At 60.4% G+C, this 21,704-nt stretch carries 20 protein-coding genes; 16 read left to right on the forward strand and 4 right to left on the reverse strand.

Going from position 1 to position 21,704, the window contains the following annotated elements:
* The first annotated feature begins 52 nt into the window (after nt 1-52).
* From GE543_RS25995 to GE543_RS26045, 11 genes are read left to right on the forward strand one after another with little or no spacing between them, the layout of a single operon-like run.
* Complete coding sequence (locus GE543_RS25995; protein ID WP_153222691.1) at nt 53-1,186, forward strand: phosphoribosyltransferase domain-containing protein; 1,134 nt, start codon at nt 53-55, stop codon at nt 1,184-1,186.
* Nucleotides 1,179-1,937 (forward strand): hypothetical protein, encoded by a 759-nt coding sequence (locus tag GE543_RS26000; RefSeq protein ID WP_003345111.1) that lies wholly within the window; start codon nt 1,179-1,181, stop codon nt 1,935-1,937. Before GE543_RS25995 ends, GE543_RS26000 begins: the two co-directional genes overlap by 8 nt.
* Nucleotides 1,930-3,024 (forward strand): cysteine protease StiP family protein, encoded by a 1,095-nt coding sequence (locus GE543_RS26005; RefSeq protein WP_004409949.1) that lies wholly within the window; start codon nt 1,930-1,932, stop codon nt 3,022-3,024. The genes GE543_RS26000 and GE543_RS26005 overlap by 8 nt, the downstream gene beginning before the upstream one ends.
* On the forward strand, nt 3,024-3,974 hold the full coding sequence (locus tag GE543_RS26010) for an HpcH/HpaI aldolase/citrate lyase family protein (RefSeq protein ID WP_044313567.1): 951 nt from the start codon (nt 3,024-3,026) through the stop codon (nt 3,972-3,974). The genes GE543_RS26005 and GE543_RS26010 overlap by 1 nt, the downstream gene beginning before the upstream one ends.
* A complete protein-coding gene (locus GE543_RS26015) occupies nt 3,975-4,721 on the forward strand; it encodes an HAD family hydrolase (RefSeq protein WP_003317765.1) in 747 nt (248 codons plus the stop codon).
* A 46-nt stretch (nt 4,722-4,767) separates the two neighbouring features.
* A complete protein-coding gene (locus tag GE543_RS26020; protein WP_003414858.1) occupies nt 4,768-5,361 on the forward strand; it encodes a TerD family protein in 594 nt (197 codons plus the stop codon).
* Entirely contained in the window at nt 5,358-6,527 is a 1,170-nt protein-coding gene (locus GE543_RS26025; protein WP_153222692.1) for a TerD family protein, read from the forward strand. The genes GE543_RS26020 and GE543_RS26025 overlap by 4 nt, the downstream gene beginning before the upstream one ends.
* Before the next feature lie 51 nt (nt 6,528-6,578).
* Nucleotides 6,579-7,028, forward strand: a complete 450-nt coding sequence (locus tag GE543_RS26030) for a tellurite resistance TerB family protein (protein ID WP_003371299.1) — start codon at nt 6,579-6,581, stop codon at nt 7,026-7,028.
* 26 nt (nt 7,029-7,054) lie between these two features.
* Nucleotides 7,055-8,089 (forward strand): TerC/Alx family metal homeostasis membrane protein, encoded by a 1,035-nt coding sequence (locus GE543_RS26035; RefSeq protein WP_003414862.1) that lies wholly within the window; start codon nt 7,055-7,057, stop codon nt 8,087-8,089.
* Nucleotides 8,090-8,116: 27 nt separating this feature from the next.
* Complete coding sequence (locus GE543_RS26040) at nt 8,117-8,692, forward strand: TerD family protein (RefSeq protein WP_004409953.1); 576 nt, start codon at nt 8,117-8,119, stop codon at nt 8,690-8,692.
* 37 nt (nt 8,693-8,729) lie between these two features.
* Nucleotides 8,730-9,308: a TerD family protein gene (locus GE543_RS26045; protein WP_003317757.1), complete on the forward strand. Its 579-nt coding sequence runs from the start codon at nt 8,730-8,732 to the stop codon at nt 9,306-9,308.
* A 226-nt stretch (nt 9,309-9,534) separates the two neighbouring features.
* On the opposite strand, the gene GE543_RS26050 is transcribed toward GE543_RS26045, so the two are convergent.
* On the reverse strand, nt 9,535-10,611 hold the full coding sequence (locus GE543_RS26050) for a TIGR00266 family protein (protein WP_046235481.1): 1,077 nt from the start codon (nt 10,609-10,611) through the stop codon (nt 9,535-9,537).
* Between the two features lie 47 nt (nt 10,612-10,658).
* On the reverse strand, nt 10,659-11,507 hold the full coding sequence (gene nadC, locus GE543_RS26055; protein ID WP_003414876.1) for a carboxylating nicotinate-nucleotide diphosphorylase: 849 nt from the start codon (nt 11,505-11,507) through the stop codon (nt 10,659-10,661).
* Between the two features lie 354 nt (nt 11,508-11,861).
* Here nadC and GE543_RS26060 point away from each other — a divergent pair, with 354 nt between their 5' ends.
* The 3 genes from GE543_RS26060 (at nt 11,862) to ampE (ending at nt 15,715) form a co-directional block, all read left to right on the forward strand.
* Nucleotides 11,862-14,117, forward strand: coding sequence for a DUF1631 domain-containing protein (locus GE543_RS26060; RefSeq protein ID WP_004409958.1), 2,256 nt, complete (start codon nt 11,862-11,864; stop codon nt 14,115-14,117).
* A 197-nt stretch (nt 14,118-14,314) separates the two neighbouring features.
* Nucleotides 14,315-14,863, forward strand: a complete 549-nt coding sequence (gene ampD, locus GE543_RS26065; protein ID WP_046235483.1) for a 1,6-anhydro-N-acetylmuramyl-L-alanine amidase AmpD — start codon at nt 14,315-14,317, stop codon at nt 14,861-14,863.
* A gap of 15 nt (nt 14,864-14,878) precedes the next feature.
* Nucleotides 14,879-15,715 carry a regulatory signaling modulator protein AmpE gene (gene ampE, locus GE543_RS26070; protein WP_153222693.1) on the forward strand — a complete coding sequence of 279 codons (837 nt, stop codon included), beginning with the start codon at nt 14,879-14,881 and terminating at the stop codon, nt 15,713-15,715.
* 21 nt (nt 15,716-15,736) lie between these two features.
* On the opposite strand, the gene GE543_RS26075 is transcribed toward ampE, so the two are convergent.
* Nucleotides 15,737-16,537, reverse strand: a complete 801-nt coding sequence (locus tag GE543_RS26075) for a TatD family hydrolase (protein WP_153222694.1) — start codon at nt 16,535-16,537, stop codon at nt 15,737-15,739.
* Nucleotides 16,534-17,529, reverse strand: a complete 996-nt coding sequence (gene cra, locus GE543_RS26080; RefSeq protein ID WP_004409969.1) for a catabolite repressor/activator — start codon at nt 17,527-17,529, stop codon at nt 16,534-16,536. Before cra ends, GE543_RS26075 begins: the two co-directional genes overlap by 4 nt.
* A gap of 354 nt (nt 17,530-17,883) precedes the next feature.
* Here cra and ptsP point away from each other — a divergent pair, with 354 nt between their 5' ends.
* Entirely contained in the window at nt 17,884-20,754 is a 2,871-nt protein-coding gene (ptsP, locus tag GE543_RS26085) for a phosphoenolpyruvate--protein phosphotransferase (protein ID WP_153222695.1), read from the forward strand.
* Nucleotides 20,754-21,695: a 1-phosphofructokinase gene (pfkB, locus tag GE543_RS26090; protein ID WP_024663879.1), complete on the forward strand. Its 942-nt coding sequence runs from the start codon at nt 20,754-20,756 to the stop codon at nt 21,693-21,695. Before ptsP ends, pfkB begins: the two co-directional genes overlap by 1 nt.
* Nucleotides 21,696-21,704 lie beyond the last annotated feature (9 nt).

A 21,704-nucleotide genomic window follows, 5' to 3' on the forward strand; every position in this document is an offset into this window, starting at 1 on the left:
GCCTGATCCGCAGGCGTCAGGGGCTGCGGCCCCGCTAATCAGGAATATATCGATGGACAGCAGCGCAGCTTTTTCCAACCCTACAAAGCTTCGTGCTGATCTGCTTCGTGGTCGTCTCGATGTCAGCGTCGATTCGTCGACCATCGCTCCGGATTCACTGTTCGGCTTTGCCGAGCGGCGTAACCCCAAGCGCGCGTTTCTCTTCGTGTCCCGAGTGTTGGGACGCCACATCCCTGCGCGCCCGAGCGTGATGCTGAAAAGCTTTCAGGACCTGGCGCACAAGATCCCCGCAGACCTGCCCGGCCCGGTGCTGGTCATCGGCATGGCCGAAACCGCCGTGGGCCTCGGCGCCGGGGTACACCGTGCCTACAGCGCAACGCGCCCGGATGCCCTGTACATGGTCAGTACGCGCCATCCGACCGGCAGCGCGCTGTTCGCCCGCTTTGAAGAAGAGCACAGCCACGCCAGCGCTCATCTGATCCACCTGCCCGTTGATCCGGCGTTACGCGAGATGATGCTCGGCGCGCGTTCGCTGGTGCTGGTCGATGACGAGGCGTCGACGGGCAAGACCTTCATCAACCTGCATCAGGCGCTGGTTGACGCCGGCTTGAGCAAGATCGAGCGGGTGGTGACCTGCGTGCTCACCGACTGGTCGGCGGGCGCGGTCAGTACCTCGATGGGCGCAGTGGCAGAGCAGGTTTCGCTGCTGCAAGGCTCTTACTCCTTCGATGAGGACCTAAGCGCGCCGCTGCCTGAGATGCCGGAAGTCGGCACCGTTGCCATGGGGGACTGGCCGCTGGTCACTACCAATGACTGGGGGCGCATGGGTGTGCTGTCGGTGGCCGATACGCTGGCGCCCGGCATTACCGTCAAAAAGGGCGAACGCATTCTGGTGGTTGGCACCAGTGAATTCGTCTGGCGCCCGTTCCTGCTCGCCGAGCGTCTGGAGAAGGCTGGAGCCGACGTGCATTTCAGTTCCACCAGCCGTTCACCGATTGCACTCGGTCATGCCATCGACCATGCGCTGTCGTTCTCCGACAACTATGGACTGGGCATCCCCAACTTCCTCTACAACGTGCGGCCGGGTCAGTTCGACCGGGTGCTGATCTGTACCGAAACCCCAAGGCAGGCCGTGCCTGCCGAGCTGATCGAAGCACTGAACGCCGAGGTCATCTGCGATGAGTAACGACCGCCCGCTGATCTTCGTCGATCTGGACGACACGCTGTTCCAGACCGCGCGCAAAACCCCGGCTGACATTGAAAAGCACGTCGCAACGCTGGACATCTCTGGTAATGCCAATGGCTACATGACCAATGTGCAGAAGTCGTTCGCGCACTGGTTGCTGGCGCATTCCGACGTGGTGCCGGTGACGGCGCGCAGTGTCGAGGCCTACAGCCGGGTCAAACTGCCGTTCACCGCAGGCGCGATCTGCTCCCATGGTGGGGTGATGCTCGATGTCATGGGGCGACTGGATCATGACTGGAATGAGCAGATGAAACAGACCCTGGCCAGCTACCAGTCGCGCCTGCATGAGCTGTCGGCGACGACACTGGCGATCGGTCAGGAGCTGGGGTTTTCACTGCGCGGCTGGGTGGTCGAAGAGGCGCAGCTGTTCCATTACGTGGTGACCAAGCACAACGAGAGCGATGACAGCATCCTCGGCAAAGTGCTGGCCGAAGTGCAGGCGCGGGGCTTGCTCGACGGCATGCATATCCATGGCAACGGCAACAATCTGGCTTTCCTGCCCGAAGGGCTGGCCAAGCGTTACGCGGTCCAGGAGTGGCTGCGGCGCGACAAGGCGATCAATGGCGAACGCCCGGTGCTCGGTTTTGGCGACAGCATTACCGATCTGGGTTTCATGGACGAGTGCCACTGGTGGGCGACACCTGCCCGCAGTCAGTTGGCGAAAATGTTTGTCGGAGCAGCGCATGAGTGATCCCGTTCACGGGCTCGATACGGTCGGCAGTGGCAGTTACCTGCATGACGACGTGCATTTTCTGTTGCGCGGCGTGGCGCTGCAGACTACCAGCGTCGCGGAGAAGGAGCGCCTGATTCAGACGCGACAGAAGCACTATTCGGAAATGATCAGCGAAGAGTCGGCCCCCAGCGTCGCCCACAAGGCGCTCTATGAGCGGGCGCTCGAGCAGAACGGCGCGCGCATGGCCGACGATGTACAGGCCCTGGCCCAGGGGCTCGCCCGCGAGTGCGCAGGTGCTGAAATCATTCTGGTGTCGTTCGTGCGCGCCGGTCTGCCGCTGGGGGTGTTGTTGCGTCGGGCGCTGATCGATCTGGGCCGCGAAGCGCACCACTACGGCATCAGTATCGTCCGTGATCGCGGCATTGATACGGTGGCGCTTGAAGCCATCATTCAGGCCCACGGCGCGCAGAACATCGTGTTCGTCGACGGCTGGACCGGCAAGGGCGCGATTTCGGGGGAGATCCGTCGCAGTCTGACGGGCGATAAACGCTTCCCGGATCAGCCTCGGCTGGTGGTACTGGCCGATCCGTGCGGCAGCGCCTGGCTGGCAGCGTCGGCAGAGGACTGGGTGATTCCGTCCGGCATTCTCGGTGCCACGGTGTCCGGTCTGGTGTCGCGCTCTATCTGGCCGACGGACGGCGGGCTGCACGGTTGCGTGGTGTACGAGCAGTTGCTGGAGCACGACGTCACGCAGTCTTTTATTGAACAGATCGACAGCCAGCGTCGTCAAAACAGTTCTACTCTCACACTGACACCCTGGACGCTGCCTCAGCGAACCGAACTCAAGGCCGCCGCATCACAGGTGGTCGACCGTCTGGCCGAGCGCTTCGGGATCAATAACTTCAATCGCATCAAGCCGGGCATTGCCGAAGCCACCAGAGCGGTCATGCGCCGCGTGCCGGATCATGTACTGGTGCGCAACCTGGCTGACAGCGACGTGCAATTGCTGTTGCACCTGACCGAAAAAGCGGGGATCCCCGTCGAAGAAGTGGGCGATCTCCTGGGACCCTATCGGGCCGTGACCATCATTCGGAGTCTGAGCTAATGGCCTTATTCTCGCCTTATGCGCTGGGGGCAACGCTGTATATGCCCGCGACCCGGGACGACATCGTCGATGTGGTGTTCGGTGAAAAGATTCCCGAGCTGCGTTCGCTGGTCGTCTGTCTGGAAGACGCCGTGGCGCTGACCGATGTCGACACGGCGTTGCTCAATCTTCGTCAGGTACTCACCCGTATCCGTGACCGTGGCGGTCGTCCGGCCAACGGTCCGCTGCTGTTCGTGCGTCCGAGGGACGCAGCGATGGCGCGCATTCTCAACGACTGGCCGCTGATGGCGCACGTCGACGGTTTCGTTGTGCCCAAGCTCTCGTTGAAAAGTCTGACCAGCTGGGAGCAGGCCGTCACCAATCCTTCGCTGGCGTTGATGCCTACACTGGAAACCCCCGAGGTGTTCAATCCGACCGCGATGGTCGAGTTGGGGGAAGCCTTGAAGGCCAGTCTGTACGAGCGGATCATTGCGCTACGCATCGGGGGTAATGACCTGATGGGCTGCCTGGGGCTGCGCCGCAATCCGGCCATGACCCTGTACTCGACGCCGATGGGGTATGTCATCCCCATGCTGGCGGGTGTCATGGGTTCGCAGGGCTTTGCGCTTACCGCTCCGGTGTTCGAGCAGTTGGCCACTCCGGACATTCTGCAGCACGAACTGGCGCTGGATATTACCAATGGGTTGGTCGGTAAAACGGCAATTCACCCCTCGCAGGTCAATATCATTCAGAATGCGCTACGCGTCAGTCTGGAGGACATGAACTCCGCCCGGATGATTTTGAACTCTGTGGCCCCCGCAGTGTTCAAGTACAACGACGCGATGTGTGAACCGGCTACCCACTACAAATGGGCAACCCACATCATGGAGCGCGCCAAATGGCATGGAGTGTTATCCGCACCCGCTTCGATCATGGATGCCAGCATTCGACTCGCTGAGGCAGTTAGCTAGATGATAGAACCTGACCTTGAAACCGCAGGACCTGATCTTGAGCCTGTAGGGCCCGACCTTGAAATCGAAGTGGAACAGCGCCTGCTGGCGGTCTTCGATTTCGACGGGACCATTACCCGCCACGACAGTTTTGTCCCGTTTCTCAAATTCGCCTTCGGGCAACGTGCCTTTTCGGTGCGCATGGCGCGGCTGGTGCTGCCCAGCATCGGCTACCTGGCCAAGCGCCTGACCCGCGATGAACTCAAGGGCCGTCTGATCAAGGCTTTTCTGAGCGGTGTTGAAGTGCAATGGCTGCAACAAAAGGCCGAAGCCTTCTGCCAGTCGCACTGGAAACGCCTGATGCGTCCTGCTGCGCTGGAGTCCATTGCCGCTGAAATCGAGAAGGGCGCCATTGTCACGCTTTGTTCAGCATCGCCTGCTATGGTCCTGCAACCGTTCGCTGATCGCCTGAAAGTAGAGCTGATCGGTACTAATCTGGAAGTAATCGACGGCAAGTTGACCGGCTTGATCGAAGGCAGCAACTGCCGTTGCGACTCGAAAGTTGCTCGCCTGGAGAGCGTCTACGGGCCGTTGACCCAGTTCCGGGTTCGCGCCTGGGGCGACACCCGGGGTGACCACGAATTGCTCGCGGCGGCTCAGGACGCGCACTGGCGTTTGTTCCATCCGACGTGGCGTCGAGGCCGCTATAAAGGCCCCGTTAACGCCAAGTTACACAATCCTGATGGCAAAGACGGGCCAACACGGTAAGGCTGTAACACTTTTATCCGAAATCCAACGTCACATGGAGCGAAAAATGGCACTCACTTTGGCAAAGAACCAGACGATCTCACTTGAGAAAACTGCTGGTACAGGCCTCAAGAAAGTCAGCATGGGACTTGGATGGGACCCTGAAAAAGCCAGTGGTTTCTTCGGTAAATTGCTCGGTGGTGGCGGTGGCGATATCGACCTGGATGCCTCGTGCATCATGCTCGACGCCGACAAAAAGCCCCTCGACCTGGTCTGGTTCCGCCAGCTGCAATCGCGTGACGGTGCCATTCAGCATTCGGGTGACAACCGTACCGGCGAAGGCGCGGGCGACGATGAAACCATCAGCGTCGATCTGGAAAAACTGCCTGCCACGGTCAAATACCTGGTGTTCACCGTCAATTCGTTCACCGGTCAGAATTTCGAAAAAGTCGCCAACGCCTACTGCCGTATTGTCGATCTGGGCAGCCGTAACGAACTGGGTCGCTTCGATCTGTCCGAAAAAGGCCAGCACACCGGCGTGGTGATGTCTTATCTGGCGCGCACGCCATCGGGCTGGGACTTCACTGCAGTAGGCCAGGTCACCAACGGTCGCACTGCTGATGATTTGGTCGAGTTGGCGATCGGGGCTGTACGCGCATGACCCAACTTGTCCCGGGCGCCAACGCGCCGGTCGCTGCCGGCCCGCTGACGGTGGAAATTATCTACTCTCCGATCACGGATGCGGATATCGACGTCTCCGCTTTTCTGCTGACCGCGTCCGGCAAGGTCCGTGGCGATCAGGACATGTGTTTCTACGGCCAGAAAAGCGTGAACGGCGGTGCGCTGCAGCAGACTGAAGCATCAGCCGGACGCGCGGTGTTCAGTCTTGACCCGAGCCGTCTGGACTCGGTCATCGAGAAGGTTGCCCTGACGGCGACCATCTATGAGAACAAGGCCAGTTTCGGCAGCGTGTCACGCCTGGCCTTGAACATCACCGGCGGTATCGAAGCCGATATCCCGACCAGTGGCATGAAAGAAACCGCGCTGATTCTGGGCGAGTTCTACCTTCGTCAGGGGGCCTGGAAATTCCGTTGCGTGGCCCAGGGTTTTGCTGGCGGCCTTGAGCCATTGGCGAAAAACTTCGGCGTCGAAGTCGCCGCGCCTCAGGATGAACCTGCACCTGCACCTGTTCCAGCGCCTGCAGCGAAGTCGACCGTCAGTCTGAGCAAGATCACGCTCGACAAGACCCGAGCCTCGATCAGCCTGGAAAAATCCAGTGCCGGTTTCGGTGAGATTCGGGTCAACCTGAACTGGAACCGTCGTAACGACAGCAAGGGTGGTGGCTTCTTCTCGATGAAGAAGAGCAATGCCATCGACCTTGATGTAGGCTGCCTCTTCGAAATGCAGGACGGTCTCAAAGGCGCTGTTCAGGCGCTGGGTAACTCGTTCGGTTCGCTCAACACCGAGCCTTTCATCAAGTTGATGGGCGATGACCGTACCGGCTCGATCAGCGACGGTGAGTGGCTGCATATCAATGGCGCGCACTGGAGCAAGATCCGTCGCATTCTGGTCTACGCGTTCATCTATGAAGGTGCACCGAACTGGAAGGAAACCGACGGTGTCGTCACCATTCACGCGCCGGGCCAGCCGCCCATCGAGGTTCGCCTCAATGAGGAGGGCGGTCGTCAGGGCATGTGTGCCATTGCCCTGCTGGAAAATGACAACGGTGCAGTCAAGGTGACGCGTCGCGTGGATTTCCACAACGGCCACAGCAACATGGACAAAGCCTACGGCTGGGGCATGCGCTGGGCTGCCGGTTCCAAGTAAACAATACCGTGGTATTTCTGGGCTGGCTGTGCCGCCTCATGGGAGATAGACATGCTGGACTGGTTGAAAACAAACGCAACAGCTGCTCGCGATAAGCTGGCTTCGGAAGTCTCGAAGTTCAAGAATCGCGAATTCATGGAGGCTGTGGTTTCCGGCTGTGCTCTGGTATCGGCCGCTGACGGTGATATCAGCTCCAGTGAAAAGCAGAAAATGGCCGGCTTCATTCAGAACTCTCAGGAACTGAAAGTTTTCGACATGAAGGACGTCATCCAGGGCTTCCAGGAAGCCTGCTCCAAGTTCGAGTTCGATTTTGAAATTGGTCGCGCCGAGGCCTTGAAAACCATCGGCAAGATCAAAAAGAAAGAAGATGCAGCCCGTTTGCTGGTGCGCGTCTGCTGTGCTATCGGTGGCGCCGATGGCAGCTTCGATGAGAAAGAGCGGGAAGTCTGCCGCACGATCTGTCGAGAGCTTGGCCTCAACCCGTCCGATTTCGACCTGTAATTTTTTACCCTAAGGAACGCAGTTAAATGGAAAGCACCTCTCTAGGCTTCCCTCCACTCACGATGGCGGTTTTCGTCGGTCTGGCCGTTACGGCCATGGCTATCGACATGTTCTCTCACCGGGGAAACAAGCCAATCACCCTCGCGCAAGCCTCGGCGTGGTCGATTTTCTGGGTCGCCATTTCGCTGGCCTTCGCGGGTTTCCTGTATGTCCAGCACGGCTCTGAAGTGGCCACGCTGTTCGTCACCGGTTACGCGCTGGAAAAAGTACTGAGCGTCGACAACCTGTTCGTGTTCATGGCGTTGTTCTCCTGGTTCAAGATTCCGGATGGCCTGCGCCACCGCGTTCTGTACTGGGGCATCATCGGCGCCATCGTCTTCCGCGGCATTTTCGTCGCCATCGGCACCGGCCTGCTGGCGCTGGGTCCATGGGTCGAAGTGGTGTTTGCGGTCATCGTTGCCTGGACAGCCATCATGATGCTCAGGGCGGGCGATGACGACGACGAAGAAGTCGACTACTCGCAACACATGGCTTATCGCTTCGCCAAGAAGCTGTTCCCGGTGTGGCCAAAACTGCACGGCAGCAACTTCTTCGTCAGCCGCTCGGTTCTGGAGCAGGAAGTCAAAAAGCCTGAAAACGCCGGTATCACGCTGGCCGCCAAAGGCGCTTTGTTCGCGACCCCGCTGTTCCTGTGTCTGGTTGTGGCGGAAATCTCCGACGTGCTGTTCGCGTTCGACTCCGTGCCTGCAATCATCGCCGTGAGCCGCGAGCCGCTGATCGTATTCTCGGCCATGCTGTTCGCGATTCTTGGTCTGCGTACCTTGTATTTCGTACTTGAAGCCCTCAAACGTTACCTGGTGCACCTGGAGAAAGCGGTTATCGCCTTGCTGTTCTTCATCGCCTTGAAATTGGGCCTGAACGCAACCAACCACCTGTTCCATCACGGTTACGAGATCAGCGCCAACACCAGCCTGCTGGTTGTGGTCGTCGTGTTGATCATCGGTATCGTTGCAAGCCTGCTCTTCCCGGGCAAAGACGAATCCGCGGAAGAAAAAGCGTAAATACTGGATAAAGGAGATAAACGAATCATGGCTTTGACTCTGCAAAAAGGTGGCAACCTTTCGCTGTCGAAAACCGACCCGACCCTGACCAACGTATTGATCGGTCTGGGCTGGGATCCGCGAGCCACTGACGGACAGGATTTCGACCTGGACGCCAGCGCATTCCTGTTGGCCGCCAATGGCAAGGTCCGCAGTGAAGCTGACTTCATTTTCTACAACCAGCTCAAGAGCGCCGACGGTTCTGTCGAGCACACCGGTGACAACCGTACCGGTGAAGGTGACGGTGATGACGAAGTGGTCAAGGTCGATCTGACCCGTGTGCCTGCTGACGTCGACAAGATCGCATTCGTGGTGACCATTCATGACGCAGAAAGTCGTGGCCAGAATTTTGGCCAGGTGAGCCGCTCTTTCATTCGCGTAGTGAATGAAAAGTCGGGCGCGGAAGTCGTCCGTTACGATCTTGCTGAAGATGCCTCTACCGAAACCGCAATGATCTTCGCTGAGTTGTACCGCAATAACGGCGAGTGGAAATTTCGCGCCGTTGGTAGCGGTTTCAAGGGGGGCCTGAAAGCATTGGCCAACTCTTTCGGCATGAATTTCTGATTCACGCCCAACCACTTTTCTGGAAAGGATCAAGAACATGGCAGTAAGTCTGAGTAAAGGCGGCAACGTTTCCCTGTCCAAAGAGGCTCCTGGCCTGACAGAAATCACCGTGGGCCTGGGCTGGGATCCGCGTGTGACCGATGGCACCGAGTTCGATCTGGATGCGTCGATCTTCATCGTTGGCGAAAATGGCAAAGTGCTGGACGACAACAGCTTCATTTTCTACAACAACAAGAAGTCGGCTGATGGTTCGGTCGAGCACCTGGGCGATAACCGTTCAGGCGCTGGCGAAGGCGATGACGAGTCGGTAACGGTCAAGCTCACTGGCCTGGCAGCGGCAGTGAAGAAGCTGGTTTTCGCGGTCACCATCCATTCCGCCGAAGAGCGCAAGCAAAGCTTTGGCCAGGTTTCCAATGCTTACATCCGCGTTGTGAACAAGGCTGACGGCAAGGAAATCGCTCGTTACGACCTGTCGGAAGATGCATCGACCGAAACCGCGATGATCTTCGGCGAGCTGTATCGCAATGGCGAAGAGTTCAAGTTCAAGGCCATTGGCCAGGGCTTTGCCGGCGGTCTGAAGCCGTTGGCAGAAGCTCACGGCGTGGCAATCGGCTAAACCCGAGCAGCGCCCAATAAAAACCCCCGCCAGCGATGGCGGGGGTTTTTTATTGGGCGCTGATTACTGCTATCGTTCCTCACGCTCTACAGCGTGGGAATGCAGTTCTGGACGCTCTGCGTCGTCAAGAGGACGCGGAGCGTCCAGAACAGCATGCGACGCAGAACGTCGCACGATAGTCGCAAGTACGCAGCACAGTCTCCGGTCTAATAATGTAGTGCTGAAGTCAGCGTTCGCTTCTGCCCACGCCCGATGGTCCTGCGGCCAGCATGCGCCCGGCCAGTCGTGAGAAGGGCAGGCTTTGCAGCCATACCGTGCCGGGGCCGGTCAGTCTGGCGAAGAACACCCCTTCGCCGCCGAACAGCATCGACTTGATGCCGCCGCCGACCATGCGGATATCGTAATCGACCGTCTGGGTCATGGCTGCCAGGCAGCCGGTATCGACGTCCAGCGCTTCGCCCGCCGCCAGTTCGATCTTGCGCACCGTGCCGCCCATGTGCACGAAGACCCAACCGTCGCCTTCCAGCTTTTGCAGGATGAAACCTTCGCCTCCGAACAGGCCGGTGAGGATTTTCTTCTGGAACTGGATACCGATGGAGACGCCTTTGGCGCCAGCCAGGAAACTGTCTTTCTGACAGATCAGCTTGCCGCCGAAATCACGCAGGTTGAGCGGCAAGATCGTGCCGGGGTAGGGCGCTGCAAACGCCACGCGGCCCTTGCCCGAACCCTGTTGCGAAAACACTGTGGTGAACAGGCTTTCGCCGGTCAGCATGCGTTTGCCAGCACCGAACAGCGAACCCAGCAGCCCTGGCGATTGATTGCTGCCGTCGCCGAAGATGGTTTCCATCTGCACGTCGCAGGTTTTGTACATCATCGCTCCGGCTTCGGCGACGGCGCTTTCGCCAGGGTCAAGTTCCAGTTCGATGAACTGGGTTTCCGTGCCGTACAGCTTGAAGTCCACGCCATCGGTGGTCTGCGCCAGGCCATAGCCGCCCGAGGCGTTCGGATCAGGCGTAAACGAAGGGCGTCTGGCGGGCACCGAGGCCGGCGCGGGTGTCGGGGCTGCCTGCGCTGGCAGCCCGGACGGCCTGGGCTGGACCATGTCCGGCGTCGGATCAGGAAAAGGCGTCACACCGTCCTTCTTCAGGGCGCGCACCTGCGGCACCTGATAGATCGGCTGCCAGTCCGGCATGCCTTGCTTCCAGCACCAGGCACCGGGCGACTCACGGGCGATCAGCCGCGCAGCATCCGCGTCCATCGGGCCGAGTTGCTTGCCCGCGTTCATCACAAACCATTGTTCCAAGACGTCTACTCCCGAGCGAATAGTGACAGTTGGCTGTGCGCGATGCGTCAGAGGCTCAGGCGCATGGACAGGTCCACGGCCTTCACATCCTTGGTCATCGCACCGATGGAAATGTAATCGACACCCGTTTCGGCAATCACCCGCAGGGTATCGTCGTTGATGCCGCCGCTGGCCTCCAGACTGGCACGGCCTGCGGTGAGGCGCACGGCCTCGCGCATGTCATCAAGGCTCAATTCATCGAGCATGATGATGTCGGCGCCTGCGTCCAGCGCCTGCTTGAGTTCACCCAGGCTCTCCACCTCCACTTCCACAGGCTTGCCGGGTGCAATCCGGTGCGCCGCTTCCACTGCCTGGGCGATGCCACCACAGGCTGCGATATGGTTTTCCTTGATCAGAAACGCGTCGTAAAGCCCGATGCGGTGGTTATGACAGCCGCCGCAGGTGACCGCGTATTTCTGCGCCATGCGCAGGCCCGGCAGAGTCTTGCGGGTATCCAGCAGTTTGACCTGAGTGCCTGCGACCATGTCTGCGAAATACTGGGCACGCGTGGCCACTCCCGAGAGCATCTGCAGGAAATTGAGCGCGCTGCGTTCGCCGGTCAACAGGGAGCGGGCCGGGCCTTCAAGGTGAAACAGCGCCTGATTAGGGCTGACGCGATCGCCATCGGTCACTTGCCAGTGCACGGCAACGCGCGGGTCCAGTTGCCGGAAGACCGTATCGACCCAGGCAGTGCCCGCGATCACCGCTGCATCGCGGGAAATGATGGTGGCCTTGGCCAGCCGCTCTGCCGGAATCAATTGGGCGGTGATATCGCCGCTGCCGACATCCTCCAGCAATGCGCGACGCACATTGGCCTCGATCTCGGCGGTCAGGTCGGCAATTCGTAAGTTCGGCATGGCGGGCTCCAGTAGCAAAGTCGTTCGAGTATAAGGCACCGCATCCCGCTTACCCACCTGCGCCAATGCCAAGGTGTTACCTCTGGGAACATGCAGTTGGTCGGTTTGGCAAATTCCTTTGCGATGGAAAGCGAATATCGCGGTCTATCGCTGCACATGAATGCCTTGCCACTTCCTTCGCGAGAGTGAAAGAAAAGTCTGACTGGCGCTGATGACAAGTTTTGAAAGATAATCCGACTTGTAATTGACGCCATGAGTTTGACGTTGCGCGAGGCCAAGAGGGTCGCTTCACAGTGCGAGGGTAACAAGCCACGTTTGTGATGGGGTTCAGGTTGTTTCCTGTCAGGGGGTGTAATGCCGAACGACGAAAAAGTAGTGCCGTTGAGCAAATCGTTCCCTTTGCAGGGGGCGGGTACGCCTTTGGCCCGATTACCTGTTGTGTTGTTGCAGGTTCGCGACAAGGCGGCCCAGCAGCTCAAGGATGCATTGCAGGCGTTGTTCGATAACGCCGACGATACGCTGTTCGAAATGGCTGACCGCGCCCGCAGCAACACTGAGCAGAACATCTTTTTTGAAGCCATGCGTGACCTGCGCCTCAAGCGCAAAAGCATAGAACGGGGTTTCCTCGACAAGTTCTATGAGTCTTTCCTGGTCCTGGGCCAGTATCAGATCCAGGAGCCAGCGCTTCCGCCCGCAGTGTCCTTCGACAAGCTGTCGCTGGTGCACAACGATGATCTCGAGAAGACCGTGGCCGTGGATGCCATGGTCAGCAAGGTCATGAGCCGTGACGCCCTAGCCCTGGGCCAGCTCACTGCACGCCTGAACGTTCTCATTCCTCAAGCCATTGCCGAAGATTCCAACCCGCTGGGGCCGGCGATGCTCTGCAGATTCTTTCTGGAGGCCGGGCGCAGCCTTGGCGTCGAGATCAAGGTCAAACTGATCATTCTCAAGCTGTTCGAGAAGTACGTCCTGGCCAATACGGACGATCTGTACAGCGAAGCCAATCAACTGCTGATCGCCACCGGTGTATTGCCGGATATGAAAGCGCTGCCGGCTCGCCGCTCATCTGACCGGGCGGCGCCCAGAAGCCGCGCCGCCGAGATGTCCGACCCCGCCCTGAATGAAGCCGCCGACAAGCTCGACAAGGGTGTGCAGGAGGTTTTCTCGGCCTTGCAGGAACTGCTGCTGCACGTGCGCGGCCACCTCGCGCCGCGTCATGAGCCCAACGCCGAAGTGCGTCCGATTTCCAGCCGGGACCTGCTGCGCCTGCTGTCTCACCTGCAGCAATATGTGCCCTCGCAAGACACTGCAGACGATTTCGACCTGCGCAACCAGCTGGAACAGCTGCTGACGCGGGTCAACGTCAAGACCGGCAAATCCAGAATCGTCGGTGTTGGTGACGAAGATGTCATCAACCTGATCGCCATGCTGTTCGAGTTCATTCTCGATGACCGCAACCTGACGCCGTCATTGCGTGCTCTGATCGGGCGCCTGCAGATTCCGATGCTCAAAGTGGCGGTCATTGACAAAAGTTTCTTTAGCCGCGGCAGTCATCCTGCCCGTCGCCTGCTTAACGAAATTGCTACTGCCGCATTGGGCTGGGGTGGCCGCGACGACTATCAGCGCGACTCGCTGTATCAGCGCGTCGAGCAGATCGTGCAGCGCCTGCTCAATGATTTTGTCGATGACCCGGCGATCTTTTCTGAATTGCTGGCGGATTTTCTGGCCTTCACCAGTGACGAACGTCGCCGCAGCGAGCTGCTCGAGCAGCGTACCCGTGATGCCGAAGAGGGTCGTGCCCGTGCCGAACTGGCTCGGCAGCAGGTGCAGCACGAGCTGAATCAGCGCCTGCTGGGCAAAACCTTGCCCGAGGTTGTTGTACGGCTGTTGCAGGAGGCCTGGAGCAAGGTCCTGCTGTTGACCTGTCTCAAGCATGGCGAGGAGTCCAGCGAGTGGCAGGCCGGGCTGGAGACCATGGACGAGTTGATCTGGAGCGTCGAGCTGCACGACGACCCGCAGGCCCTGCAGCGCTTGCTGGAGCTGGTTCCTGGACTGCTCAAGTCGCTGCGGGATGGCTTGACCAGCGCCGCTTTCGACCCGTTTGCCACCAGCGAATTCTTCAGTCAGCTGGAGTCGCTGCATGTCCAGGCGTTCCAGCACTTCTCGCGCTTGCAGGAAGGCGAGGGTGACACTGCGCAAGGTGATTCGGCGCAGGCAGATGGCCAGGCCGTCGAAGGCCCACCGATGATGGCGGTGATTGAAGAAATCGTGCTGATCACCCCTGAAGAGCAGATGCTCAATGAGCCGGTGGTCCAGTTACCTGATGACGACGCAGGCCTGCAGATGGTCGACAAACTGCGGGTCGGTTGCTGGGTCGAGATTCAGGAAGATGAAGAGCACAAGCTGCGTTGCAAGTTGACTGCGATTGTCGAGCCGACCGGGCGTTATGTGTTCGTCAATCGGACCGGCATGAAGGTTCTGGAAAAGACCCGCACCGGCCTTGCCGTCGAATTTCGTCGTGGCGCGGTACGTATTCTCGACGACGCGCTGCTCTTCGATCGGGCTCTTGAGTCCGTCATCAGCAACCTGCGCAAGCTCAAGGGCGCCTGACTGGCGGCGGTGCCTGTCGTCAGGCACACGTTTGACCAAGGTGCCGACGCCCGCGTCGGCAGGCAGTCCGCGCCGCTGCGGGTCTTTGCTGTCTACAGCGTGTTTCCTGCATCGCGGATCCGTAGCCAGGCTCCCACATCAGCTCCTGTCACGGGCATAATCAGCGCTACCTATTTCTCCCCGTTCAAGGAGCATTCATGCAACTGGACTCCGCAAGCGGCTGGTGCGACGGCGTGCAGCATTGCCCCTCGCCCAACTTCAATGCGCGACCCGAAAGCGAAATCTCGCTGCTGGTGATTCACAACATCAGCCTGCCGCCAGCACAGTTCAAGACCGGCAAGGTACAGGCTTTCTTTCAGAACCAGCTCGACATCGACGAGCATCCCTACTTTGTGGGGATTGCCGATCTGCGCGTTTCAGCGCATTTTCTGATTGAACGTGATGGCGAGGTCGTTCAGTTCGTCTCTTGTCTTGATCGTGCGTGGCACGCCGGTGTTTCCAGTTTTCAGGGCCGCGAAGGGTGCAATGACTTTTCTGTCGGCATCGAACTGGAGGGGACGGATGACCAGCCTTTCACCGAAGCGCAATACGACGCGCTGATCGACCTGACGCGACAGTTGCGTCAGGCGTTCGAGGCGATCACCCCCGAGCGTATCTGTGGCCACAGTGACGTGGCGCCGGGACGCAAGACTGATCCTGGGCCCTGTTTTGACTGGGCCAGGTTTCGAGCGGCTTTGCTGGATTGATGTGAGGGACGAACAATGAGTTTTCTGGTGCTACTGCTGGCCGTTCTTATCGAAAAATTTTCTGCTCTGCGTCAGCGCGTTCAGCGTGACGGGCCGTGGCTGAAAGAACTGGCAAAACTCGAGGCCAGCCCGCGGACCTCGACACGTCCCTGGGTAATGCTGGCGCTGCTGGTGCTTGTGCCCGTGCTGATCCTGCAACTGGCGCTGACCATTATCGGCTCGGTGGCCTATGGCTGGCTGGTTCTGCCCATTCACCTGCTGGTGTTGATCTACAGCCTTGGCCGGGTTGACCTGATTGCGGTGCTCGGGCCGTTTCGCGATGCCTGCCGACGTGGCGATGCGCAGGCTGCGGTGCACGTGGCCGAGCGCGACATGGGCGTGCAGGCGGACAACAGCGAGCAATTGCTGCAGGGTGTGCAGGGCTACCTGCTCTGGCAGGCGTTTCAGAGTTTCTTCGCCGTGATTTTCTGGTACTTCGTACTCGGTCCGGTGGCTGCGCTGGCCTACAGGCTATTGGCCCTTGTTGTCGAGCACGGCAAGACACCCGCACTGGTGGAGCGCGCAGGGCAGTTGCGTCATGCCTTCGACTGGGTGCCGGTCAGGTTGCTCGCCGCCAGCTTCGCATTGGTCGGCAATTTTGTGGCGGTCACCCGGGTGATGCTGCATGAGCTGTTGAACTGGAACATCAGTGCTGCGCAACTGATTACGCGCGTCGGCTGCGCCGCCAGCGAGGTTCCGCCGCCGATGATGGGTGCCCAAGGTGTTACCGGCCTCGACATGCTCTGGGAGCTGCTGGTACGTGCCGCGGTGGTCTGGTACGCAGGGTTCGCCCTGTGGACCCTTCTACTCTGATCCGGTCCTTGTCACATCGACTCAGGTGAGCGACAGGCGAGGCCAGTCGAACAGTTCGCAGGCATTGTCCGTGCTCGCCTGGGCCAGGCGCTCGGGGATGATCTTCATCAGCCCCGCAAGGGCCTCGCAAATGTCGGGCAAATGCTGCGGGCTGTTGCGCTGATAGGGGTGCATGGCGGGCGCCATGTCCGGTGAGTCGGTTTCCAGCACCACGCTGTCCAGCGGCAGTTCGGCGATGACCCGATGCATGCGCAGCGCCTGCGGCCAGGTTGCGGCTCCGCCCAGGCCCAGTTTGAACCCCAGCCTGATGTATTCACGCGCCTCTTCGCGGCTGCCGGCAAACGCATGAATGATGCCGCTGCGCTTTGGCTTGTGGCGCTTGAGCGTCGCGATCACATCGGCATGGCTGCGGCGCACGTGCAGCAAGGCGGGCAGGTTGAAGTCGTTCGCCAGCTGCAATTGTGCGTCGAAGAGCGCCTGCTGACGCGCCTTGTCCGGCTGCTCGACGTAATAATCCAGACCGATCTCACCCACCGCACACAGCTGCGGATGGCCTTTCAGGCGCGTCAGCCAGTCGCCCAGCTCGGTCAGGTGTGCTGTGCGGTGCTCATCGATGTACACCGGATGCATGCCGAACGCTGCGTACAGGGCGGGGTTGGCCTCGGTCAGCTCCCAGAGCCGCTGCCAGTTACGCTGATACACCCCGAGCACCACCATGCGCTGCACGCCGAGCGCCAGGCAGTTTTCCAGCACCTGAGCGCGGTCGGCATCGAAATCCGCAAAGTCCAGGTGGGTGTGGGTATCGATCAGCATCACCTTCATGCCTCGTGAATACGTTGCTTGAAGGCCCTGGCAATAGCGTGCACGCCGGGCTGGTAATCATCCTTTTCGATAGCGGCCAGCGCCAGTTGCAGGGCCTTGTCGGCGATCAACTGGTGTTGCTGAGCCATGGCGTTGACAGGCAGCGGCAGGAAGTCGAGCAATTGCGTATCGCCGAAGGTACCCAGATGCAGTGGGGTCGATTGCAGTGCCTGACTTTGCAGCACATCGAACACGCCTTGCAGCAGCACGTAGGAGGTGGTGATCAACGCGTCCGGAAAATGTCCCTGGCGCTGTAGCATCCCGGTCATCAAACGCTGCCCACACTGGCGGCTGAACGCTTCGCCATGCTCGACGATGGTGGCTCCGGTAAACCCGTCGAGTGCATGTTCGAAGCCAGCGGCGCGCGCGCGACTGATGCTCAGCTCAGGACGTGCGCCGATCAGGGCGATGTGGCGCGGTCGGGTTTGCAGGAGGCTATGGGTCAGTTGCAGGCAGGCGTCATGGTCGTCGCTGACCACCGAGCAGAAAAACTCGGGATTCATTTCCCGGTCGATGGCGATGATCGGCGTGCCCTTGAGCTGCAATTCGCGGTAGCTGTCGTCACCGGGTGGCAGGCAACTGGCGACCAGCAACGCATCGCAACGGCGTGCGCGGAACAGCTGCAAAAGCTGCAGCTCGCTGGCGGGGTCGTCATCTGAGCTGGCGATCAGCAGTTGATAACCCAGGCTGCGCGCGCCTTGCTCGAGCAATTTGGCGATGCGCGCATAGCTGGGGTTTTCCAGGTCGGGCAGGATAAAGCCCAGTGTCTTGCTATGACGGCTGCGCAGGCCCGCCGCTTGCGGATTGGGTCGGAAATCGTGCTGCTCGACCACGGCTTTGACACGCTCGACCGTTGCCGGGCTGATGCGCTGTTTTTCGGCCTTGCCATTGATGACGTAACTGGCCGTCGTGACAGAAACACCTGCCAGACGTGCGATATCGCTCAGTTTCACCCCGGAATTTCCTTTTATTAGGTACGCGGCTCAGGACAATCGAGTTATTTTTTTCATGGCGCTGATCTTTACACCAGACCGTAGGAAATTCCCAAGTACTTCACGTATTTTGGGAATTGTCCCACAGTGATCGGATCGACTGGGCTTCAATGAATCCCCAGAATCGAGTAACGTGCCGGGCAATTCTAGATTAAACGATTCAGCACGCCTGTTGTCTGCTGCAATCGAGATGAAAGTGATGTCCGATACGATGCTCGGACAGATATCACCTTCATCCCCCTAAGCTGTCGATCACACGATCGCCATTAAAACAAGAATCAGGTGGCGCCTCGGCGCTGCATAGGAGTCAAGGCAATGCTCGAACTCACTCTGGAGCAAATATCCATGGCCCAGTCGGCTGTGGATAAAACTGCCGCACTTAAGCTGATTGCCGACCACCTGGTCGCTGATGGTCTGGTTGCCGAGGGCTACCTCACCGGGCTGATGAACCGTGAGCAGCAAGGCTCGACCTTCCTCGGTCAGGGCATCGCCATCCCACACGGTACACCCGAAACCCGCGACCTGGTGTTTACCACCGGTGTGCGTCTGATGCAGTTCCCCGAAGGGGTGGACTGGGGCGACGGGCAAATGGTTTACCTGGCGATTGGTATCGCTGCCAAATCCGACGAGCACTTGCGCCTGCTGCAACTGCTGACTCGCGCATTGGGTGAAGAGGATCTTGGCCAGGCGCTGCGCGAAGCGAAGACCCCGGAAGACCTGCTCAAGCTATTGCAAGGTGCTCCGCAGGAACTGGCGCTCGACGCACAGATGATCAGCCTCGGCGTATCGGCCGACGATTTTGAAGAACTGGTCTGGCGCGGCGCACGCCTGTTGCGCAAGGCCGACTGCGTGAGTAACGGCTTTGCCGCCGTGCTCCAGCAAGTGGAAGCGTTGTCGCTGGGTGATGGCCTGTGGTGGCTGCACAGCGAGCAAACCGTCAAGCGCCCCGGTCTGGCGTTCGTTACCCCCGACAAACCCATGCGCTATCTGGGCCAGCCGCTGACCGGTCTGTTCTGCCTGGCCAGCCTCGGTGAGGCGCATCAGGCGCTGCTCGAGCGTCTGTGCCTGTTGTTGATCGAAGGCCGTGGCCACGAGTTGGGGCACGCCACCAACAGTCGCGCCGTGCTCGAAGCGCTGGGTGGCGAACTGCCAGCCGAGTGGCCGACCCGGCAGATTCAGCTGGCCAACGCCCATGGCTTGCACGCCCGCCCGGCGAAAATACTGGCGCAGCTGGCCAAGGAGTTTGACGGCGAGATCCGCATGCGCGTGCTGGAAACCGGCGAAGCCGCCGTGTCGGCCAAGAGCCTGAGCAAGCTGCTCAGCCTCGGTGCCCGTCGTGGTCAGACGCTGGAATTCATTGCCGAGCCGAGCATCGCCGACGACGCACTGCCAGCCCTGATCGCCGCCGTGGAGCAAGGCCTGGGCGAGGAAGTCGAACCCTTGCCTGCCGTCTCGCAGACCGAGGCTGCGCCAACGCCGACCCCGGCTGCTGCCAAACCGCTCAGTGCTCCGCCAGCCGGTAGCGTGTTGCAGGCTGTGTCTGCTTCACCGGGGATTGCCATGGGGCCGGCCCACGTTCAAGTGCTGCAAAGCTTCGATTATCCCCAGCGGGGCGAGTCGGTGGCTGCCGAGCGCGAGCGCCTGCACAAGGCGATCGGCGAGGTGCGCAGCGATATCGAAAATCTCATTCAGCGCAGCAAATCCAAAGCCATCCGGGAAATCTTCATCACCCACCAGGAGATGCTCGAAGACCCGGAACTGACCAGCGAAGTCGAGGCGCGCCTCAATAACGACGAAAGCGCGGCTGCGGCCTGGGCTACGGTTATCGAGACCGCTGCCGTTCAGCAGGAACAACTGCAGGACGCACTGCTGGCCGAGCGCGCCGCAGACCTGCGTGACGTCGGTCGCCGCGTGCTGGCGCAGATCTGTGGCGTCGAAACCGTTGCGGCCCCGGACGAACCCTACATTCTGGTGATGGATGAAGTCGGCCCGTCCGACGTGGCCCGTCTCGACCCGGCGCAGGTCGCCGGTATTCTTACCGCACGCGGCGGTGCCACCGCGCACAGCGCCATCGTGGCGCGTGCGCTGGGCATTCCGGCGCTGGTGGGGGCCGGTGATGAAGTGCTGCTGCTCAAGCCGGGCACCGTGTTGCTGCTCGACAGCCAGCGCGGACGGCTGACCGTCGCGCCTGACGAAGCGACCCTGCAGCGCGCAGTTCAGGACCGTGACGCACGTGAGCAACGTCTCAAGGCGGCCGCCGAAGCGCGCATGGAGCCCGCTGTGACACGCGATGGTCATGCTGTCGAAGTCTTCGCCAATATCGGCGACAGCACCGGCACACCGGCCGCCGTGGAGCAGGGCGCGGAAGGCGTCGGCCTGCTGCGCACCGAGCTGCTGTTCATGGCGCATTCCCAGGCGCCGGATGAAGCCACGCAGGAAGCTGAATACCGCCGCGTGCTGACCGATCTGGGCGGGCGTCCGCTAGTGGTGCGTACGCTGGACGTCGGTGGCGACAAGCCGCTGCCTTACTGGCCGATCGCCAAAGAGGAAAACCCGTTCCTCGGCGTGCGCGGTATCCGTCTTACCCTGCAGCGCCCGGACGTCATGGAAAGCCAGCTGCGCGCCCTGTTGCGTTCGGCAGACAGCGGCCCACTGCGCATCATGTTCCCGATGATCGGCACGCTTGAAGAGTGGCGTCAGGCGCGGGACATGACCCAGCGCCTGCGCGAGGAAATTCCGGTCAGTGACCTGCAACTGGGGATCATGATCGAGGTGCCATCGGCGGCGCTGATCGCCCCGGTGCTGGCGAAGGAAGTGGACTTCTTCAGTATCGGCACCAATGACCTGACGCAATACACCATGGCCATCGACCGCGGCCACCCGACACTGTCGGCCCAGGCTGACGGCCTGCACCCGTCGGTGCTGCAACTGATCGACATGACCGTACGTGCTGCGCATGCCAACGGCAAATGGGTGGGTGTATGCGGCGAACTGGCTGCAGACCCGCTGGCCGTGCCGATTCTGGTCGGCCTGGGCGTGGATGAATTGAGTGTCTCGGCGCGCAGCATTGGCGAGGTCAAGGCCTGCGTACGTGAACTGACCCTGAGCAGCGCTCAGCAACTGGCGCAAAATGCGCTGACGGCGGGCAGCGCCGCCGAAGTCCGCGCGCTTGTGGAGGCTGTGTAATGGCGAAGATTCTTACCCTGACCATGAACCCGGCGCTGGACCTGACTGTGCAGTTGGGGCAGTTGGAGCTGGGCCAGGTCAACCGCAGCACGGCGATGCTCACTCACGCCGCGGGCAAAGGCCTGAATGTGGCCCAAGTGCTGGCTGATCTGGGCCATGACCTGACCGTCGCCGGCTTTCTTGGCGTCGACAATCAGCAAGCGTTCGAAGCGTTGTTCGAGCGTCGTCAGTTCGTCGACGAGTTTGTCCGGGTGCCGGGCGAAACGCGCAGCAACATCAAGCTGGCCGAAGGCAGTGGCCGTATCACCGACCTGAATGGCCCCGGGCCACAGGTCAGTGAAGAGGCGCAGCAAGCGCTGTTCACCCGCGTCGAACAGATCGCTCAGGGTTTCGACGTGGTGGTCGTGGCAGGCAGTCTGCCGCGCGGCGTCACCCCGGAATGGCTGCAAAAACTGCTGGTGATGCTCAAGGACCTCGGTCTGAAAGTGGCGCTGGACAGCAGTGGTCTGGCCTTGCGTGCCGGTCTGAAGGCCGGGCCCTGGCTGATCAAACCCAACACCGAGGAGTTGGCTGATGCGCTCGACGCACCGATCATCTCCATCGCTGCGCAAGCCGAGGCGGCTGCGCGTTTGCAGGCGCAGGGCATCGAGCATGTGGTGATCTCTCAGGGCTCCGAAGGCGTGCACTGGTTCAGCCCGAGCGTGGCGCTGCATTCGCTGCCGCCCAAGGTCACCGTGGCCAGTACGGTCGGTGCGGGTGACTCGCTGCTGGCAGGCATGGTGCACGGCTTGATCACCGGTCAAGAGCCGCACAAGACCTTGCGCACTGCCACAGCGATTGCCGCCATGGCGGTGACCCAGATCGGTTTCGGTATCACCGATGCCGCGCAACTCAAACGGCTTGAAGGCGGCGTCACTGTACGCAGCCTTTCAGAACAATAAGAGAGGATC

This window comes from Pseudomonas sp. SZ57 (assembly GCF_009495975.1).
Taxonomy (GTDB): Bacteria; Pseudomonadota; Gammaproteobacteria; order Pseudomonadales; family Pseudomonadaceae; genus Aquipseudomonas; species Aquipseudomonas syringae.

Excerpts from the sequence above, each read along its gene's own strand:
- GE543_RS25995 (WP_153222691.1), top strand. The coding sequence starts at position 53 with ATGGACAGCAGCGCAGCTTTTTCCAACCCTACAAAGCTTCGTGCTGAT.
- GE543_RS26000 (WP_003345111.1), top strand. The coding sequence starts at position 1,179 with ATGAGTAACGACCGCCCGCTGATCTTCGTCGATCTGGACGACACGCTG.
- GE543_RS26005 (WP_004409949.1), top strand. The coding sequence starts at position 1,930 with ATGAGTGATCCCGTTCACGGGCTCGATACGGTCGGCAGTGGCAGTTAC.
- GE543_RS26010 (WP_044313567.1), top strand. The coding sequence starts at position 3,024 with ATGGCCTTATTCTCGCCTTATGCGCTGGGGGCAACGCTGTATATGCCC.
- GE543_RS26015 (WP_003317765.1), top strand. The coding sequence starts at position 3,975 with ATGATAGAACCTGACCTTGAAACCGCAGGACCTGATCTTGAGCCTGTA.
- GE543_RS26020 (WP_003414858.1), top strand. The coding sequence starts at position 4,768 with ATGGCACTCACTTTGGCAAAGAACCAGACGATCTCACTTGAGAAAACT.
- GE543_RS26025 (WP_153222692.1), top strand. The coding sequence starts at position 5,358 with ATGACCCAACTTGTCCCGGGCGCCAACGCGCCGGTCGCTGCCGGCCCG.
- GE543_RS26030 (WP_003371299.1), top strand. The coding sequence starts at position 6,579 with ATGCTGGACTGGTTGAAAACAAACGCAACAGCTGCTCGCGATAAGCTG.
- GE543_RS26035 (WP_003414862.1), top strand. The coding sequence starts at position 7,055 with ATGGAAAGCACCTCTCTAGGCTTCCCTCCACTCACGATGGCGGTTTTC.
- GE543_RS26040 (WP_004409953.1), top strand. The coding sequence starts at position 8,117 with ATGGCTTTGACTCTGCAAAAAGGTGGCAACCTTTCGCTGTCGAAAACC.
- GE543_RS26045 (WP_003317757.1), top strand. The coding sequence starts at position 8,730 with ATGGCAGTAAGTCTGAGTAAAGGCGGCAACGTTTCCCTGTCCAAAGAG.
- nadC (WP_003414876.1), bottom strand. The coding sequence starts at position 11,507 with ATGCCGAACTTACGAATTGCCGACCTGACCGCCGAGATCGAGGCCAAT.
- GE543_RS26060 (WP_004409958.1), top strand. The coding sequence starts at position 11,862 with ATGCCGAACGACGAAAAAGTAGTGCCGTTGAGCAAATCGTTCCCTTTG.
- ampD (WP_046235483.1), top strand. The coding sequence starts at position 14,315 with ATGCAACTGGACTCCGCAAGCGGCTGGTGCGACGGCGTGCAGCATTGC.
- ampE (WP_153222693.1), top strand. The coding sequence starts at position 14,879 with ATGAGTTTTCTGGTGCTACTGCTGGCCGTTCTTATCGAAAAATTTTCT.
- GE543_RS26075 (WP_153222694.1), bottom strand. The coding sequence starts at position 16,537 with ATGAAGGTGATGCTGATCGATACCCACACCCACCTGGACTTTGCGGAT.
- ptsP (WP_153222695.1), top strand. The coding sequence starts at position 17,884 with ATGCTCGAACTCACTCTGGAGCAAATATCCATGGCCCAGTCGGCTGTG.
- pfkB (WP_024663879.1), top strand. The coding sequence starts at position 20,754 with ATGGCGAAGATTCTTACCCTGACCATGAACCCGGCGCTGGACCTGACT.